The sequence below is a fragment of the Streptomyces sp. NPDC002911 genome, from assembly GCF_053591835.1.
The window spans coordinates 59,649-76,279 of sequence record NZ_JBSFUO010000026.1; the positions used below are offsets into that span (position 1 = coordinate 59,649).

14 protein-coding genes and 2 pseudogenes are annotated in these 16,631 nt (G+C 71.0%); 11 read left to right on the forward strand and 5 right to left on the reverse strand.

The features are described from left to right. Positions 1-42: 42 nt before the first annotated feature. From ACWD04_RS27685 to ACWD04_RS27695, 3 genes are all read left to right on the forward strand, one after another. Positions 43-522, forward strand: a complete 480-nt coding sequence (locus ACWD04_RS27685) for a PH domain-containing protein (protein ID WP_451136382.1) — start codon at positions 43-45, stop codon at positions 520-522. 188 nt (positions 523-710) lie between these two features. Then, positions 711-2,105 (forward strand): hemolysin family protein, encoded by a 1,395-nt coding sequence (locus ACWD04_RS27690; RefSeq protein ID WP_451136384.1) that lies wholly within the window; start codon positions 711-713, stop codon positions 2,103-2,105. Continuing rightward, a complete protein-coding gene (locus ACWD04_RS27695) occupies positions 2,102-3,187 on the forward strand; it encodes a hemolysin family protein (protein ID WP_451136386.1) in 1,086 nt (361 codons plus the stop codon). Before ACWD04_RS27690 ends, ACWD04_RS27695 begins: the two co-directional genes overlap by 4 nt. Positions 3,188-3,234: 47 nt before the next feature. Here ACWD04_RS27695 and ACWD04_RS27700 read toward each other — a convergent pair whose 3' ends face one another. Both ACWD04_RS27700 and ACWD04_RS27705 read right to left on the reverse strand, forming a co-directional pair. Beyond that, positions 3,235-5,145 carry an AAA family ATPase gene (locus ACWD04_RS27700; RefSeq protein WP_451136388.1) on the reverse strand — a complete coding sequence of 637 codons (1,911 nt, stop codon included), beginning with the start codon at positions 5,143-5,145 and terminating at the stop codon, positions 3,235-3,237. Positions 5,146-5,510: 365 nt separating this feature from the next. Next, entirely contained in the window at positions 5,511-6,125 is a 615-nt protein-coding gene (locus ACWD04_RS27705; protein WP_451136390.1) for a uridine kinase family protein, read from the reverse strand. Positions 6,126-6,310: 185 nt separating this feature from the next. Here ACWD04_RS27705 and ACWD04_RS27710 point away from each other — a divergent pair, with 185 nt between their 5' ends. Continuing rightward, entirely contained in the window at positions 6,311-7,672 is a 1,362-nt protein-coding gene (locus tag ACWD04_RS27710) for a peptidase C39 family protein (RefSeq protein ID WP_451136392.1), read from the forward strand. Here the strand turns inward: ACWD04_RS27710 and ACWD04_RS27715 are convergent. After that, a pseudogene (locus ACWD04_RS27715) lies at positions 7,665-7,793 on the reverse strand (fumarylacetoacetate hydrolase family protein); the annotation flags it as partial. The gene ACWD04_RS27710 and the pseudogene ACWD04_RS27715 overlap by 8 nt on opposite strands. 4 nt (positions 7,794-7,797) lie before the next feature. Here ACWD04_RS27715 and ACWD04_RS27720 point away from each other — a divergent pair. Further along, positions 7,798-8,151: pseudogene (locus ACWD04_RS27720) on the forward strand (LysR family transcriptional regulator); the annotation flags it as partial. A gap of 157 nt (positions 8,152-8,308) precedes the next feature. After that, positions 8,309-8,455 carry an SCO1431 family membrane protein gene (locus ACWD04_RS27725; RefSeq protein ID WP_451136394.1) on the forward strand — a complete coding sequence of 49 codons (147 nt, stop codon included), beginning with the start codon at positions 8,309-8,311 and terminating at the stop codon, positions 8,453-8,455. 90 nt (positions 8,456-8,545) lie between these two features. On the opposite strand, the gene ACWD04_RS27730 is transcribed toward ACWD04_RS27725, so the two are convergent. Further along, positions 8,546-9,820: a glycoside hydrolase family 18 protein gene (locus ACWD04_RS27730; protein ID WP_451136396.1), complete on the reverse strand. Its 1,275-nt coding sequence runs from the start codon at positions 9,818-9,820 to the stop codon at positions 8,546-8,548. 349 nt (positions 9,821-10,169) lie between these two features. Here ACWD04_RS27730 and ACWD04_RS27735 point away from each other — a divergent pair, with 349 nt between their 5' ends. After that, a complete protein-coding gene (locus tag ACWD04_RS27735; RefSeq protein WP_451136398.1) occupies positions 10,170-11,342 on the forward strand; it encodes an acyl-CoA dehydrogenase family protein in 1,173 nt (390 codons plus the stop codon). A gap of 423 nt (positions 11,343-11,765) precedes the next feature. Here the strand turns inward: ACWD04_RS27735 and ACWD04_RS27740 are convergent, their stop codons facing one another. Then, positions 11,766-12,194: a hypothetical protein gene (locus ACWD04_RS27740; RefSeq protein ID WP_451136400.1), complete on the reverse strand. Its 429-nt coding sequence runs from the start codon at positions 12,192-12,194 to the stop codon at positions 11,766-11,768. A gap of 202 nt (positions 12,195-12,396) precedes the next feature. Between ACWD04_RS27740 and ACWD04_RS27745 the strand changes: the two genes are divergently transcribed. The 4 genes from ACWD04_RS27745 to fxsA all read left to right on the forward strand — a co-directional run bounded on the left by ACWD04_RS27745 (position 12,397) and on the right by fxsA (position 16,519). Then, on the forward strand, positions 12,397-12,837 hold the full coding sequence (locus ACWD04_RS27745) for an Lrp/AsnC family transcriptional regulator (RefSeq protein ID WP_451136402.1): 441 nt from the start codon (positions 12,397-12,399) through the stop codon (positions 12,835-12,837). A 68-nt stretch (positions 12,838-12,905) separates the two neighbouring features. Beyond that, positions 12,906-14,546 carry an amidohydrolase gene (locus ACWD04_RS27750; protein WP_451136404.1) on the forward strand — a complete coding sequence of 547 codons (1,641 nt, stop codon included), beginning with the start codon at positions 12,906-12,908 and terminating at the stop codon, positions 14,544-14,546. 533 nt (positions 14,547-15,079) lie between these two features. Then, complete coding sequence (locus tag ACWD04_RS27755; RefSeq protein ID WP_451136406.1) at positions 15,080-15,847, forward strand: polyprenol monophosphomannose synthase; 768 nt, start codon at positions 15,080-15,082, stop codon at positions 15,845-15,847. A gap of 69 nt (positions 15,848-15,916) precedes the next feature. After that, positions 15,917-16,519 (forward strand): FxsA family membrane protein, encoded by a 603-nt coding sequence (fxsA, locus tag ACWD04_RS27760; protein WP_451136408.1) that lies wholly within the window; start codon positions 15,917-15,919, stop codon positions 16,517-16,519. Positions 16,520-16,631 lie beyond the last annotated feature (112 nt).

Below are 16,631 nucleotides of genomic sequence, written 5' to 3' on the forward strand. Positions count from 1 at the left end.
CCTGAGCCGGACCACAGCACACCTAAGGACGACAGCGCCGCCATGTCCGACCCCGCGCCCCGGCCGCCCGGGCTCCCCGCTCTTCCGGCCACCTTCAGGCCCACCCTCACCCGGGTGGTCCTGCTGGCCGTGGGGGCGGCGATGTTCGTCGTCATCACCGCGGTCGCGATGATCCTGGAGAACCTCAGCGCGGGGGAGCGGACCAGCTTCGTCTTCGTGGCCCTGCTCTTCTTCGGCGTCCTCGCCCTGCTCAGCAGGCCCCGCATCACCGTCGACGAGGCGGGGGTCACGGTCGTCAACATCACCCGTACCCGCCGACTCGCCTGGGCGCAGATCCTCCGCGTCAATCTGCGCGCCGGTGACCCGTGGGTCTTCCTCGACCTCAATGACGGCACCAGCATGCCCGCACTCGGCATCCAGCCCGGGATCGCAAGGGAACGGGCGATCAGCGACGCCCGGACCCTCCGCGCTCTCGTCGAATTCCACGGCAGCGGAGTGAACGACGCCCCGGAGAACAGCTGAGTCCCCTGCCCCGTACGGCCCGATCCCGATTATTCTGGGACCGGTGGCGCACCGGGTGCGCCCCGCCCCGCACCAGAGGGCCCTCGAGGCCCGCGGGGCATTTTCCTGCGACCCAAGGAGTGACTCCCTCCAGCAATGGACGGATCGTCCGGTAGTACCTGCGCCGCCCTCTCTCCGGAGGCGGCGGCATGACCACCCCCCTGTTGCTGCTCCTCGCGGCATTCCTTCTCATCCTCGCCAACGGGTTCTTCGTGGCAGCCGAATTCGGGCTCGTCACGGTGGAACGGCCGGACGCCGAACGTGCCGCCGCCGAAGGCGACCGCCGGGCCCGTACCGTCGTCGCCGCCCTGCGTGAACTCTCCTTCCAGCTGTCCGGCACGCAGCTCGGCATCACCATCACCTCGCTGGTCGTCGGCATGCTCGCCGAACCGGCGCTCGCCCAGCTGCTCGCCGGACCGCTCACCGCCACCGGACTGCCCCGGGGAGTGGTTCCCGGGGTGAGCGTCGTGATCGGCATGCTGTTCGCCGCCGCCGTCCAGATGGTGATCGGCGAGCTCGTACCGAAGAACTGGGCGGTCTCCCGGCCGCTCCAGGTCGCCCGGTTCGTCGCCGGGCCCCAGCACCTCTTCTCCACCCTTCTGCGACCCGTGATCACAGCCCTGAACGCGGTCGCCAACCGGCTGGTCCGGCTGCTGGGCGTCGAACCCACCGCGGAACTGGCCTCCGCCAGGACCCCGGGCGAGCTCGTCTCCCTGGCCCGGCACTCCGCCGAGGCCGGCACCCTGGAGCAGGACACCGCCGATCTCTTCGTGCGGACCCTGTCCCTCGCCGGCCTCACCGCGCAGCACGTCATGACCCCGCGGGTGAAGGTCAGCGCACTGCAGGCGTCGGCGACCGCGGCTGACGTCCTCAACCTCACGCGGGCCACCGGCCTGTCCCGCTTTCCCGTCTACCGGGACCGCATCGACGAGGTCGTCGGCATGGTCCACCTCAAGGACGCTCTGGCCGTCCCCTCCCAGGACCGGCTGCGCACCCCGGTGAGCCGGATCGCCGTGCCGCCGCTCCTGGTGCCGGAGACCCTGTCCGTCGGACTGCTGCTCCAGCGGTTGCGCAGCGAGCAGCCGATCGCCGTCGTGGTCGACGAGTACGGCGGCACCGCCGGTGTCGTCACCCTCGAGGACATCATCGAGGAACTCGTCGGTGAGGTACGGGACGAGCACGACGCCGAGGGCGCCGACCGCCCCGATCTGACGCCCGTCGTCGCCGACGACGGGCGGTCCGGCTGGGACGTGGAGGGCAGCACCCGGGTGCTGACCCTGCGGCGGGTAGGCCTCGACGTGCCCGAGGGGCCGTACGAGACCGTTGCGGGGCTGGTCGCCGATCTGCTGGGGCGCATTCCCGTCCCTGGTGACCGGACCGAACTGCCCGGCTGGCGGATCGCCGTCCGCCAGGTCGGCCACTACCGTGCGGAACAGGTCCGCTTCGTCCGACTGACCGACATACCGCCGGCTCCGGCGGACCGGCCGGAACCGGACGAACAGCCGGAACGGCCCACCCAGGAACTGCTGGAGGCCGTGCGATGAGCCTCGTACAGCTGATCTTCGCCGGTCTTCTGGTGCTGGCGAACGGCTTCTTCGTCGGCGCCGAATTCGCGCTCGTCTCCGTACGGCGCAGTCAGGTCGAACCCCTCGCGGCAGGCGGGTCGAGCCGGGCCAGGCAGGTTTTGTACGGCCTGGAGAACCTGCCGCAGATGATGGCCGCGGCACAGTTCGGCATCACCATCTGCTCCCTCACGCTCGGCGCCGTAGCGGAGCCGACCGTCGCCCACCTCCTGGAGCCGGTCTTCCACGCGGCGCGCCTGCCGGAAGGGCTCGTGCATCCGCTCGGCTTCGCGGTCGCCCTCGTCTCCGTGGTCTTCCTCCATCTCGTCATCGGCGAGATGGTCCCGAAGAACCTGGCGATGGCCGCCCCCGAGAAGACCGCGATGTGGCTCAGCCCCGGCCTGGTCGGCTTCGCACGGCTCTGCCGGCCCGTCACCTCCGCGCTCGGGGCCTGCGCCAGGCTCGTCCTGCGGCTCTTCAAGGTCGAGCCGAAGGACGAGGTCGAGGCCGTCTTCACCAGCGAACAGCTCAACCGCCTGGTGGAGGACGCGGGCATGGCCGGCCTGCTGGAACCGGAGGCACGGGAACGCCTCGGGGACGCCCTCGAGCTGGGCAGCAGGCCCGTCACCGATGTGTTGCTCGACCGGGCGTCCCTGGTGACGGTGGACCCCTCCGTCACCCCGCGCCGCATCGAGGAACTGACCGTACGGACCGGCTATTCACGCTTTCCCGTCTGCGCGGAGGGCAGCGGCCCGTTCATGGGCTATCTGCACGTCAAGGACGTCCTGGAGCTGGAGGACGGCGAGCGGGCCGTTCCGCAGCAGATCTGGCGCCCGATGGCGACCGTACGGGCGGAACTCCCCCTGGACGACGCCCTGACGGTCATGCGCCGTGCGGCCACGCATCTCGCCCAGGTCGCCGACGCGTCGGGCAAGGTGCTCGGCCTCGTCGCCATGGAGGATGTCCTGGAGATGCTCGTGGGGGAGGTCCGCGACCCGGCTCACCGCGTCTCGGCGCCCCGCCGCACGGTGGAGGTGCCGAAGGCCATGGCTCCTCTCAGCTGAGCTCCGCTGCCGCCGGACGCACCCGCCGGGGCCGTCCGGCGGCGGCTTCACTGGGCCCCGGGCTCCTGTGCCCCGCGGTCGATCGGGCCCCGGCCCGACAGCACCTCGCCGTACGCCTGCATCAGATCCGGCAGCCGCAGGGTGGCCAGATCGTCCCGGGTCGGTGCGGCGGCGTAACCGGACAGCCGCAGATCACGGTAGGCGCAGCTCTTCTCGTACAGGGTGCGCAGGAAACGGCCGTTGCCCAGCTCGTCGATCCAGCCCTGATCGACCACATGTCCGCTGATGCTGCGCAGCTCGTCGAGGGACTCCTCGTCCCATACGTCGCCGTTCTCGGAGGCCAGCACTCCGCCGATCGCGGTGAGTTCGAGGGGTCGGTAGCTCGGGAAGTCGACCCGTGTGGTGAAGCGTGAGGAGAGTCCCGGGTTGGTGGAGAGCAACCGGTCCATGCCCTCCGGATAGCCGGCGAGGATGACGACCAGGTGGTCCCTGTTGTCCTCGGCCCGTTTGAGGAGGACCTGCAGAGCCTCGTCGCCGTACGCATCGCCCTTGCTGTAGCCCGAGTTGGCGAGGCTGTACGCCTCGTCCACGAACAGCACCCCGCCGAGCGCCGAATCAATCAGCTCGTTGGCCTTCACCGCGGTTTGGCCGAGGAACTCGCCCACCAGGTCGGACCGTTGGGCCTCCACCAGATGGTCGCCGCCGAGCAGCCCGAGGGCGTAGAACACCCGGCCCAGGATGCGGGCGACCGTGGTCTTGCCCGTCCCCGACGGGCCGGAGAAGACGAAGTGGCGTTTCGGCGGCTGCACCGGAAGCCCCTGCTCCGTCCGCAGACGCGCCATGTTCAGCTGTGCGGACAGGGCCTTGACCTGGCGTTTCACCGGTTCGAGCCCGACCATGCGCTCGAGCTCCGCCAAGGCCTCCGCAAGCATCACCGGGTCGCTCGGTCCCGCGGGGAGGACGGCGGCACGCGGCGCTCCCGGCTTCGTCCGTGCCCCGTCACCGGCGGGCCCGGACGGTGGCACCACGGGCCCGGACGGAATCTGCGGGTCACCACCGCCGACCCAGGGCTCGCGGCCGTCCACCAGGTCGGTGCCGAGCGTCACGTCTCCGTCCGTCCGGGCCTCCACGCCCGCGCCGTCCGAACCGAAGCCGGCCAGTGAGACCGCGGCGAGATCGGCGGCCTCGTCGTAACCGTCTCCCTCGGAGATCGCCGCGAGTCTGGCCGAGGTGTCCATGAACGCCGGGTCCACGCGGTGCACCGCCCGGTACAGCGGCAGGGCCGCCGCACTGCGACCGGTGCCCTCGTGAGCCCGCGCCAGCCAGTATCTCAGCTCCTTGCGCTGCGGCTGTTCGCTGCGACAGCGCATCAGCGCGGCTGACAGGAGAGGTTCCGCCTGCCCGTACATCTCCAGACGCACCCGCGCCATGCCGCCGAAGAGCCCCGCCTCGATGCCGAGCATCGGATCGTCGACGAGCCGCTCCGTGGTGCGTAGGAGCTGCTCCCAGTCCTTGACCAGGTACGAGCGGCAGGCGTGCAGGAAGCGCACCTGGGGATCGGCGTCGACCGGCGGCAGACCCGCCAACGCCCGGTCCAGCTCCGGCACATGGCGGCCGTCCAGCCAGTGCGAGGCGTGGGCGAGAAGCAGATCGCGCGGGCTTTCCAGCACCGGCTGCACCCACCACCCCAGCCAGTACCACGAGTTGAGGGTGCGGCGATGACGGGTGCGCTGCTCGCCGAAGCGGTCGCGATGGCGGTGCATGCGTAACAGTGCCGTGGTGGTGTCGATCCGCAGCGCGTGCAGCCCCAGCCAGCCGTCCGCCATGCCGGGATCGAGACGCACCGCGGTTCTGAACTCCTCCTCGGCCTGCGGATACGCGCCCATGGTGTAGGCGTCCACCCCGCGCAGCCATGCAAGGTCGGCCGGGGCCTGCGCGCCCGGCGTGCCGATGTCCATCAGGTCCCCCACAAACCGTGCCCCCAGAATGTCCCGCCCGCACAGCATGCCCAGCGCGGCGCACCTAATCACCGTGCCGGGGACGCGAATTGACCACACCTGAGCGGCATCGTACCTGTACGGGGAGTGAGCGGTTAAGCGCGTAACCGGCATATCAGGGGGGTGACCGAGGGTGAGTGAAGGGCTCGGTGCGCCGGGGTGAGAGGGCAGAACGAAGCCCCCGGTCACGGGGGAACAACCAGGGGCTTCGCGTCTGCGGCGGCTCCGAAAAGCCGCACATTGAGAACGTAAGACCTGTACGGCCACTCGGTCAAGCCGGGTTGGAGCACCTCCGGATCTCTTCCTACTGACCGGTATGGCACCCTTCAGGCTTCACCGTCCGTGAACTTTCGACACGCCACCGCTGTCGGGCCGGGCCCTTCCAGCCACGCGTACCCCGTGGGCATCCGTCGTATCACCGCGTCCGCGAAGGGGTACGAGGGGTCTTCGGCGAAATGCCGCCGCTCCGCGACCGTCCAGCCGTCCCAGAAGTCCGCCAGCTCGGGGCCGTCGCGGTGCCTGCCCCGCTCCCAGGCCGCCTCGCTCTCCCCCTCGATCCACAGCAGCCCGGCGAGGTACGGCCTCACCGCGGTGCGGCCCGCCCCTACCCCCTCGATCAACATCACGGGAGCGGGGGCCAGCGTCCTCGGCCGGCCGAAGCGCCGAACCGTCCAGTCGTACGGGGCGTACCGAGCGGGTTCCTCCCGTGAGAGCGGATCCAGGACCTGCGTCCGGAGCCTGTCCGTCCAGGCGAAGAGCTCCTCGTGCGTGGCCAGGTCGTCCAGGTGCAGCACGGGGGCGTTGCCCAGGGCCGCGGCCAGGCAGCCGGAGAAGGTGGTCTTGCCGGACCCCGCGTGGCCGTCGACCGCGATCAGCCGCACCGGCCCGCAGGACGGAGGGAGGGAGCGCAGCCGGCGCGCGTGGTCCGCCAGGTCGTTCATGAGCCCCAGCCTACGAGTCCTGCGCACTTGGTCATGGCCCCGTCCAGGCCACCTCGGTGGACCAGGCCAAGATTCTGCCGCGGCACGGGGCGAATCACTGGCCGGACCCGGTCCCGACCCGCGATAGTTGGCGCACCGATCGGCACCCGCAGCCCCAATCCGCTCAACGACCGGGGGTCTCGCCCATGACCAGACCGACTTCGCGCAGGACCGTGCTCACCGCCGCGCTCGCGGCGGCGGCCGGCGCAGGCACAGTGGCCTCCGCCGCCCCGGCGGGCGGCACCTCCTCCCGCACCGCCTCATCACCGGCGACAGACTCGCCCGTGGACAACCGTTTCTGGACCACCTACTCCGACTGGCGCTGTGGCTCGTCGGACGGGACCCGCGCCGCCGCCGGCCTCCGGCCGGGCCTGGTGATCTCCACGCCCGCCGGAAGCACCGACTACCGGGACCCGCACACCGGCACGACCAGCGCCTGGGAGTACGCGACCTGGACCTCCCCGGTCTACCGCTCGGCCGTCCCCGCCACCGAGGTGATCGCCTCCTGGAACGCCCACACTCCGCAGGGCACCTGGATCCAGATCGAGCTGCGCGGAAGCTACTCGGACGGCACGGACACGCCCTGGTATGTGATGGGCCGCTGGGCCGCCGGTGACACGGACATCCGCCGCACCTCCGTGGACGACCAGACCGACGGCAGAAGCACGGTCTGGACCGACACCCTCTCCGTGGACGACGCGGCGAGCGGGCTGCGGCTGGTGTCCTACCGGCTGAGGCTCACCCTTCACCGCACCCCCGGCACCCGCCTCACGCCCACAGTCCACCGGGCCGGCGTCATGGCCTCGGACATCCCCGACCGCTTCACCGTCCCGGCCACCGTGCCCGGCACCACCCGTGAGCTGGCGGTGCCCCGCTATTCGCAGAACGTCCATGTGGGGGAGTATCCGGAGTACGACAACGGGGGCGAGGCCTGGTGCAGCCCCACTTCCTCGCAGATGATCATCGAATACTGGGGCCGCGAGCCCACCCCTGAGGACCTGGCCTGGGTCAAGCCCGGCCTCGCCGACCCACAGGTCTGCCATGCGGCACGCTTCACCTTCGACCACCAGTACGAGGGCTGCGGCAACTGGCCGTTCAACGCCGCCTACGCGTCGACGTACAAGGACATGAACGCCGTCGTCACCCGGCTCAAGTCGCTGACCGACCTGGAGAAGCTGATCGGCGCGGGCATCCCGGTCATCACGTCCCAGTCGTTCGTCAAGGGCGAGCTGACGGGGGCGGGTTACGGAACGTCCGGCCACCTGATGACGGTGATCGGCTTCACGGCCGAAGGCGACGTGATCGCCAACGACCCCGCATCGCCGTCCAACGACGCGGTGCGCCGCGTCTACCGGCGCCGCGAGTGGGAGAACATCTGGCTCCGTACCAAGCGCTACGACGCGAACGGGCAGGTCAGGGGTGGTACGGGAGGGGTCTGTTACGTCTTCTGGCCCGTCAACTCGGCACCGAGTCAGCGCCGCGTTCTGCGCTCGCTCGGCCTGGTGTGACCATGGGCGCGTTCTTGCTGCGCAGCCAGTCCGTGCCGATCTGCGGCATGTCCCCGCGGAAGACCGTGGCGCGGTCGGTGAGATCGTTGGCGATCGTGTAACCGGCGACGTACGCAAGCGCCGGGCTCAGCCTTCAGGACCTGGCCCGGCTGCCGTGGGTCACCTACCAGCGCACCTACGACGCCCCGGCCGTGCGCCAGCTCGGCATGCTCGGGGTCGAACCGCGTGTGGAGGTCTCCGTCGACAGCTTTCAGCTGCTGCCACTGCTGGTGGCCGGCACCCGGCGCATCGCCCTGATCCAAGCCCGCCTCGCCGGCCTCCTCACGTCGCTCGCCGCCGTGCGGGTTCTGGAGCCGCCGTACGAGGCGGTACCTCTGCGGGAGGCGATGTGGTGGCACCCGGTGCACACGCACGACGCGGCCCACATCTGGCTGCGCGAGACGGCGGCCCGGGTCGGCAGGCGCGTGGCGGGGGGCTGACGGGTGTGCGGCTCCTGGACGGCGACGTGGGGCCCGCCGCCCAGGAGCGCTCGGAGACGTCGGTCCCTCAGGTGTCCAGGCCGAAGGGCTCCGCCTCCGCCGGCACTGTGGTCGGGCCACGGGGGACGCCCGCTGCCGAACGACCGAGTGAGATGCCGTGACCGCGACCACAGCCGAGAACCGGACCCGCTCCCGCGCCCGCACCGGCGGTCCCGAGGACGGGCCGAAGATCCCGGAGCACATCCTGGGCTGGACGCTCGTCGTCGTCCTCGCCGTGTTCGCCACCCAGGCAGGACTCATGTGACGTGCGGCCACCACGCACGACGGGTGAGGTGGGGCGCCCGCCCGGCACCCCACCCCTGACCCGCCCTGCGGTGCGTGTACCCCGCCGGGGCTAGTTGATGGCCTTGATGAGCTCACCGTCCGTCGTGTCGCCGCTGAGCTCCCAGAAGAAGGTGCCGCCCAGGCCCTGCTGGTTCTTGTAGTCCATCTTCGTGGCGATGGTGGCCGGGGTGTCGTAGCTCCACCAGTCGGTTCCGCAGTGGGCGTACGCCGTGCCCGCCACGGTGCCCGTCACGGGACAGCTGTTCTTGAGGACCTTGTAGTCCTCGATGCCCGCCTCGTACGCCCCCGGGGCTGCTCCGGTCGCCGTACCGCCCGGCTCCGACTGCGTGACGCCGGTCCAGCCGCGGCCGTAGAAGCCGATGCCCAGCAGCAGCTTGTCCGCGGGGATGCCCAGACCCTTGAGCTTGGAGATCGCCGCGTCGCTGTTGAAGCCCTCCGTCGGGATGCCCGGGTAGGAGGTCAGCGGTGAGTGCGGAGCCGTCGGTCCCTGCGCCGCGAACGCGCCGAAGAAGTCGTACGTCATCGGGTTGTACCAGTCCAGGTACTGCGCCGCCCCCGCGTAGTCCACCGCGTCGATCTTGCCGCCGTCGGACCCGTCTGCGGTGATGGCCGAGGTGATCAGGTTGCCGGTGCCGAACTTCGAGCGCAGCGCGGACAGAAGGCCGCCGTACGCGTCGCGGCCACTGGTGTCGCAGGTCAGGCCGCAGGCGTTCGGGTATTCCCAGTCGATGTCGATGCCGTCGAAGACATCGGCCCAGCGCGGGTCCTCGACCAGGTCGTAGCAGGAGTCGGCAAAGGTGGCGGGATTCTGCGCGGCCTCGGCGAAGCCGCCGGACCAGCTCCAGCCGCCGAAGGACCAGATGACCTTCAGGTCGGGGTGCAGCTTCTTCAGCTTGCGCAACTGGTTGAAGTTGCCGCGCAGTTCCTGGTCCCAGGTGTCCGCGACGCCGTCCACCGACTGGTCGGCCGTGTAGGCCTTCTCGTAGTCGGCGTAACTGTCCCCGATGGTGCACTTGCCGCCCTGGACGTTACCGAAGGCGTAGTTGATGTGCGTCAGCTTGTCCGCCGAGCCCGACGTCTCGATGTTCTTGACGTGGTAATCGCGCTGATAGACACCCCAGTTGGTGAAGTACCCGACCACCTTGTCGCCGGCCGCGGTGGGGGCGGCTTCGACGGCAGCCGGTGCGGAGGCCTCGGAAGCGGTGGGGGCGGCGCCCGCCGACGACGTACCGGCGACGCCGAGCAGGGCGGCTCCGAGCGCGGCGGTACAGGCGGTGGCGACGAGCGCCCGGAGACGGGCGCGAGGACGGTGAAGTCCGGTCATTGTGGCTCCTCGTGGGGGAGGGCTTGGGTGTGGGGAGGCCTGCCCCATCCACCCGGAATTGGCATGGACGCGATGAGGCGTTGCGGGAGACCGTAGGAGGACTAGACCAGTTAGGTCAATGGTTCGGACCAATTTCCCTGATCGTGGTGTCTGTCGACCGGTGACGCATGCGCGCCGATCGGGCATACTCGACGCGCCATAGCCGCCGTTCGGCGCCTCCCGTGATCCGGGCAGGCAGGATCGGCGGAAGAGCCGTAGATTTCCGGGCATCGCCCGGGACCACCCGACGGTGCCGCGCACACCCCGCGCGCGCGACCGTCGTCACCCCGACAGGGAGGAGAGCGCCGTCATGTCCGACCGTGCCCCGCAGCCGGTGGAACGCCGTCTGCCCACCGAGGAGTCCCGGCAGCTCGTCGAGCTCGTACGCGACATCGTGTCGAAGGAAATCACTCCTCGGGCGGCCGAGGAGGAAGAGGCGGGCTTCTTCCCGCGCCCGGTCTTCACTCTGCTCTCGAAAGCCGGGCTGCTCGGACTGCCGTACGACTCCGCGCACGGTGGCGGCGACCAGCCGTACGAGGTCTACCTCCAGGTTGTCGAAGAGCTGGCGGCCGCCCGGCTCACCGTCGGCCTCGGCGTCAGCGTCCACTCGCTGGCCTGCCACGCGCTCGCCGGATACGGCGCCGAGGAGCAACGGGCCGCCCACCTTCCCGCGATGCTCTCGGGCGGTCTGCTCGGCGCCTACTGCCTCTCCGAGCCGTCCTCGGGCTCCGATGCCGCCTCGCTCCGCACGAGGGCCGTCCGGGACGGCGAGGACTGGGTTCTCACCGGGACCAAGGCCTGGATCACGCACGGAGGCATCGCCGACTTCTACACGGTGCTTGCCCGCACCGGGGAGGAGGGCCCCCGTGGGATCACCGCCTTCCTCGTCCCCGGCGACGCCGAGGGCCTCGACGCGGCAGTGCCCGAGAAGAAGATGGGCATGAAGGGCTCGCCCACCGCACAGCTGCACTTCGACGGCGTACGGATCTCCGGCGACTGCCGCATCGGTGACGAAGGGCAGGGCTTCGCCATCGCCCTGTCCGCACTCGACTCGGGCCGGCTGGGAATCGCCGCCTGTGCCATCGGCGTCGCCCAGGCGGCCCTCGACGAGGCGGTCGGATATGCCACCGACCGGCGTCAGTTCGGACGGCCGATCGCGGACTTCCAGGGGCTGCGCTTCATGCTCGCCGACATGGCCACCCGGATCGAGGCCGGTCGTGCCCTCTACCTGGAGGCGGCCCGGCTCCGCGACGCGGGCCTGCCGTTCTCGCGGCAGGCGGCCATGGCGAAGCTCTTCTGTACCGACGCGGCGATGCAGGTGACCACCGACGCGGTCCAGGTGCTCGGGGGTTACGGCTACACCCTGGACTTCCCGGTCGAGCGGCTGATGCGCGAGGCCAAGGTGCTCCAGATCGTCGAGGGCACCAATCAGATCCAGCGCATGGTCATCGCCCGTCACCTCGCGGGTCCCGAGACCCGCTGACCCGCACGGGCCGTTCCGGCCGGACGGGTGCAGTCATGATGCGGTTCCACTCCGGGTCAGGGCGGCCCGGCAGGGTCCGGCCCGTGCTCCTTGGATGGCTGAGCAGAGCGGTGGTGTGCGGCGCGGCCTGCCCTGCGGACCGGCCGGGCCCGCCTGACCGGCCTCCGGGCTCAGGTGGCGGCCGACCGGGCTCAGAAACCGATTCTCCGGACGCCGGGTGCGGCGAGACGGCGGCGGACGGGGCCGACCGTTGCATGCGGCGTGGTCATACCGAGCCAACGCCGCTACGGGGCCCCGGGCACTGCCGATTCGCGCGCCCGTTCCTCGAGCGCGCGGCCACCGGCCGTCCGGTGCACTGTCCGCACCACGCCGGTCCGGCCGTCGTGGTGCGCGCAGAGGTGCGCCTCCAGGGGCGCGGGGACGTCAGGCGGCGTGACGCCGCGCCTGCGGCACGTACCGCAGGGGACGCGAACCCGGGCCGCCGGCGTGCGAGAAGGGCTGCATCCGCCAGTCGAGCCCCTGGGGGAGCGTCAACAGCAGTGCGGTCTCCTGCTCCTGCGCCTCGAGTGACTCGTCCGCCGGGCGCGCCCGGGAGGCGTCGCGATTCGTGCCGGGGCAGACGGTGAGGACGAACGGGTTCCACGGCGTGGGGCACAGCGCGTGCTCGGGAAGCACGTCCTCGTCCGCCAGGAGGGCGATCGGCTGGGCACAGTCCGGGCAGATCACCCGGTACATCTCGAATGTGTCGTACGCGTCGGGAACGGTGTCCTCGTCGGGAACCGCGTATGAGGTGTCCGCCGCGTCTTCATCGGGCTGCGGTTCGGTACGTCCGGTTTGCTTCAGGCTCTGCATGGGTCTTTCCCCCCTCGGGTGGGCCGACATGGCGCCACGGCCTCGGCCACAGCAAGCACTTCCCGTCGGAAGTCGGCCGTAACCGCGAGGCCGTCGGCTACCCATCCGTAAACCTGTGGCATTCGTCACATGCCCCTCGAACGTGCGCTTCCGGGGCTCTCACGGCTGTGCCTGGAGGGCCCTGGGCCATAGGTTGATCCGCATGGAGGAGCTGGACCGTCAGATTGTGGAGTTGCTCGTCAAGGACGGGCGGATGAGCTACACCGACCTGGGCAAGGCCACGGGCCTGTCCACCTCGGCCGTTCATCAGCGCGTCCGCCGGCTGGAGCAGCGCGGGGTGATCCGGGGCTACGCCGCGGTGGTCGACCCCGAGGCTGTCGGTCTGCCCCTCACCGCGTTCATCTCGGTGAAACCCTTCGACCCGAGCGCACCCGACGACATCGCCGAACAGCTCGCCGGTGTGCCGGAGCTGGAGGCATGCCACAGCGTCGCGGGTGACGAGAACTACATCCTCAAGGTGCGGGTCTCCAGCCCCCTGGAGCTCGAGCACCTGCTCACCCGGATCCGTACGCTGGCCGGCGTCTCCACCCGCACGACCGTTGTCCTTTCCACGCCTTACGAGGCGCGTCCACCGCGCATCTGAGGCGTCCGGCCCGCCCTTGTGCAGGGGGCGGGGGAGGGACCGGTCCTGCCAGGCGCGAGACTGGTCACATGACCGAGAGCGCCGCCCCCCAGAGCGAACACCGCACCGTGCTGCTGCGCGGTGGAGACGTCCACAGCCCCGCTGATCCGTTCGCGACCGCGATGGTCGTCGAACGCGGCCATGTCGCCTGGGTGGGCTCGGAGGGGGCCGCCGACGCCTTCGCGGGTGGTGTCGACGAGGTGATCGACCTGAAAGGGGCCCTGGTCACTCCGGCCTTCACCGACTCCCACGTCCACACGACATCGACCGGACTCGCCCTCACGGGGCTTGACCTGTCCGGTGCGCGCACGCTCGTCGAAGCCCTCGGGCTCGTACGTGCGTTCGCGACTGAGCATGCCGGGGGCGGGGTGATCCTCGGCCACGGGTGGGACGCGGCCCGCTGGCCCGAGCAGAGGCCTCCTTCGCGGGCCGAGCTCGACGAGGTGGCCGGTGGCAGGGCCGTCTATCTGCCCCGGGTGGATGTGCACTCCGCCGTGGTGACCACGGCGCTCCTGGACCTCGTCCCGGGCGTCACCGCACTGCCCGGCTACCACCCCGACGCCCCCCTGACCGGCGACGCGCACCATGCGGTGCGGGCGGCCGCCCACGGCGCCGTCCCTCCGCGGCAGCGGGCGCAGGCCCAGCGTGCCGCGCTGGCGCACGCCGCCTCGCTCGGGATCGGCACCGTGCACGAGTGCGCGGGCCCCGAGATCTCGGACGAGGAGGACTTCACCGGGCTGTTGAAGCTGGCCTCCGAGCAGCCCGGCCCCCGGGTCTTCGGTTACTGGGCGGAGCACGTCCAGGACGCGAAGGGTGCCCGCCGGGTCCGTGAGCTCGGTGCCGTCGGCGCGGCCGGTGACCTCTTCGTCGACGGTTCCCTGGGCTCGCACACCGCCCTCCTGCACGAGCCGTACGCCGACGCCGCGCACACCGGAACCGGCCGGCTCGACGCCGCGCAGATCGCCGCACATGTGACGGCGTGCACCGAGGCGGGGCTCCAGGCCGGTTTCCACGCCATCGGCGACGCGGCGGTCTCCGCCGTGGTGGCAGGCGTCCGGGCCGCCTCCGAGACCCTCGGGCTCGCCCGGATCCGGGCGACCAGGCATCGCGTCGAGCACGCCGAGATGCTCACCCCGGAGACCGTCGCCGCCTTCGCCGAACTGGGCCTCACCGCTTCCGTCCAGCCGGCCTTCGACGCCGCCTGGGGCGGCGCCGACGGCATGTACGCCCGGCGCCTGGGCGCGGAGCGCGCGGCGAGCCTCAACCCGTACGCGGCGCTCCTGCGGGCCGGTGTGCCTCTCGCCTTCGGCTCGGACAGTCCGGTCACCCCGCTCGATCCCTGGGGAACCGTGCGGGCCGCGGCCCATCACCGCACACCCGGGCACCGTGTCTCCGTGCGCGCCGGTTTCACCGCCCACACCCGGGGTGGCTGGCGGGCCGTAGGGCGGGACGACGGGGGCGTGCTCGTCCCGGGGGCCCCGGCCGACTACGCCGTCTGGCGTACCGGCGAACTCCTGGTCCAGGCGCCCGACGACAGGGTGGCGCGATGGTCCACCGACCCCCGTTCCGGCACCCCTGGCCTGCCCGATCTCACCCCTGGGGCGGACCTTCCGGTCTGTCTGCGCACGGTGGTCTCCGGGCAAACCGTCTACGTAAGGCCGAACGAGTGACGTCGGGATATTCCGTACCGCCGATCGAAGGCGCGGGGACTCTGCCACGACCTGGGTGACCTCGGTACTGACCAGGCGTGTTCGGGAGAAACAGCAGGTCGGGCGACTGTTGACAGAAAGCGCCCACGGGCCGGTAGGTTCGGCCGGGTCCACCACTGGACGTCCGGCCGGTCAAACCTCCACGCAGTCGTCGAACGCCGCTGGGTCATGGGGTGGTGTGCCGCACCGGCGCACCACCACTGACAGCCAGGTTCAGCGCCCGCGCCTCGGGGCGAGGGAAGGTTTGGCCGGGACGGCAGGTGCGACCCGGGTGGGGCCCGGAGGTTCAGTAGACAACGGCTCTCGGTCGACCCGCAGCCAGCGGGTCCCAGGTCGGCCCGAAGGACGCCGGGCCCCGATCCGCAGCGCTGCCCTTCTGTCCGTAGTTCGATGCTTCTGTCCATGCGCCGCACGTCACCCCGTGACCGCGTCGGCGCCCGGCTGTGCCCTGCTGGATATGGTGTGCACCTGCGTACGGACTTTAAGGGGCAGTAGTGAACGACGGCGGTCAGAGGCAGTTCGGCCCGCTCGGCAGAGTGTTGGTGATCATTCCGACCTACAACGAGGCCGAGAACGTCAAGCTGATCGTCGCCCGGGTGCGCGCCGCCGTCCCGGAAGCGGACATCCTCGTCGCCGACGACAACAGCCCCGACGGCACCGGCAAAGTCGCCGACGGGCTGGCGGCCGTCGACAGCCAGGTGCACGTTCTGCACCGCGAGGGCAAGGAAGGGCTCGGCGCCGCCTATCTGGCCGGTTTCCGCTGGGGTTCCGAACACGGCTACGGCGTCCTGGTCGAAATGGATGCGGACGGCTCGCACCAGCCCGAGGAACTGCCCCGGCTCCTCACCGCCCTGAAGGGCGCCGACCTGGTACTCGGCTCGCGCTGGGTCCCCGGCGGCCGGGTGGTCAACTGGCCCAGGCACCGCGAGATGATCTCGCGCGGCGGCAGCCTCTACTCCCGGATGCTGCTGGGCCTAGCGGTGCGGGACGTCACCGGCGGTTACCGGGCCTTCCGTACCGGGACCCTGGAGCATCTCGGTCTCGACGAGGTCGCCTCGCAGGGCTACTGCTTCCAGGTCGACCTCGCCCGGCGCGCCGTCGAGGCGGGCTGTCACGTCGTCGAGGTGCCGATCACCTTCATGGAACGGGAGATCGGCGACTCCAAGATGAGTCGCGACATCCTCGTCGAGGCCCTGTGGCGGGTCACCGGCTGGGGCATCACCGGCCGGGCCAACAAGGTACTGGGCCGCAAGACCCCCTGATCGTCCCGGTCACGGCCTCATGATCACCCCCTTACGCCGCTCGCACGCCCGTACAGGCACACTGGGGGCATGACGACCGGCACCCCGCCTCCGAACCGTCCCCGGCGCTCGCGCGCCCGTACCCTCCTGCCGCTGGGCGTCGCCGCCTGGCTGGTGCTGGAGATCTGGCTGCTGACCGTGGTGGCCGGTGCGGCGAACGGCTTCGTCGTGCTGCTGATCCTGGTCGCCGGCGCCGTGCTCGGTGCCGCGGTGATCAAGCGGGCGGGCCGACGGGCCTTCCGCAACCTCACCGAGACCCTCCAGCAGATGCCGGGGCAGCCCGGCGCTCCCGCGGGAGGCCCGGCCGAGACTCCGGCCGGGAGCAAGGGCAACGGCTTCCTGATGCTGGGCGGCCTGCTCCTGATGATCCCCGGCGTGATCTCCGACGCGGCGGGACTCCTGCTCCTGGTGCCCCCGGTCCGCTCCGTGCTCGGACGCTACGCGGAGCGCTCCCTGGACCGCCGGATGAGGGAGGCGACGCCGGGGGGCCTCCAGGACGCCTTCCAGCAGGTTCGTATTCACCGTCCGGACGGAAAGGTGGTCCAGGGCGAGGTCATCCGTGAGGACGGTACTCCCGCGCGCCCTCGCCCCGACGACGGCCCTGGCGCGGACCGCCCGCCGCTGATCCCCTGAGCATCTGCCGCCGGCCATGACGGCACAAAGAGCCGCGGGCCGCGACGAGAAGATTGGGTACGGCACGGCGGTGAAGGCCTCGGAACGGGCGGTCGACTTCCGTCACCGGTCG

Coding starts and splice junctions, on each gene's coding strand:
- ACWD04_RS27740 (WP_451136400.1), bottom strand. CDS start 12,194: ATGCAGAGCCTGAAGCAAACCGGACGTACCGAACCGCAGCCCGATGAA.
- ACWD04_RS27730 (WP_451136396.1), bottom strand. CDS start 9,820: ATGACCGGACTTCACCGTCCTCGCGCCCGTCTCCGGGCGCTCGTCGCC.
- ACWD04_RS27750 (WP_451136404.1), top strand. CDS start 12,906: ATGACCGAGAGCGCCGCCCCCCAGAGCGAACACCGCACCGTGCTGCTG.
- ACWD04_RS27710 (WP_451136392.1), top strand. CDS start 6,311: ATGACCAGACCGACTTCGCGCAGGACCGTGCTCACCGCCGCGCTCGCG.
- ACWD04_RS27735 (WP_451136398.1), top strand. CDS start 10,170: ATGTCCGACCGTGCCCCGCAGCCGGTGGAACGCCGTCTGCCCACCGAG.
- fxsA (WP_451136408.1), top strand. CDS start 15,917: ATGACGACCGGCACCCCGCCTCCGAACCGTCCCCGGCGCTCGCGCGCC.
- ACWD04_RS27695 (WP_451136386.1), top strand. CDS start 2,102: ATGAGCCTCGTACAGCTGATCTTCGCCGGTCTTCTGGTGCTGGCGAAC.
- ACWD04_RS27705 (WP_451136390.1), bottom strand. CDS start 6,125: ATGAACGACCTGGCGGACCACGCGCGCCGGCTGCGCTCCCTCCCTCCG.
- ACWD04_RS27690 (WP_451136384.1), top strand. CDS start 711: ATGACCACCCCCCTGTTGCTGCTCCTCGCGGCATTCCTTCTCATCCTC.
- ACWD04_RS27685 (WP_451136382.1), top strand. CDS start 43: ATGTCCGACCCCGCGCCCCGGCCGCCCGGGCTCCCCGCTCTTCCGGCC.
- ACWD04_RS27745 (WP_451136402.1), top strand. CDS start 12,397: ATGGAGGAGCTGGACCGTCAGATTGTGGAGTTGCTCGTCAAGGACGGG.
- ACWD04_RS27700 (WP_451136388.1), bottom strand. CDS start 5,145: ATGGACATCGGCACGCCGGGCGCGCAGGCCCCGGCCGACCTTGCATGG.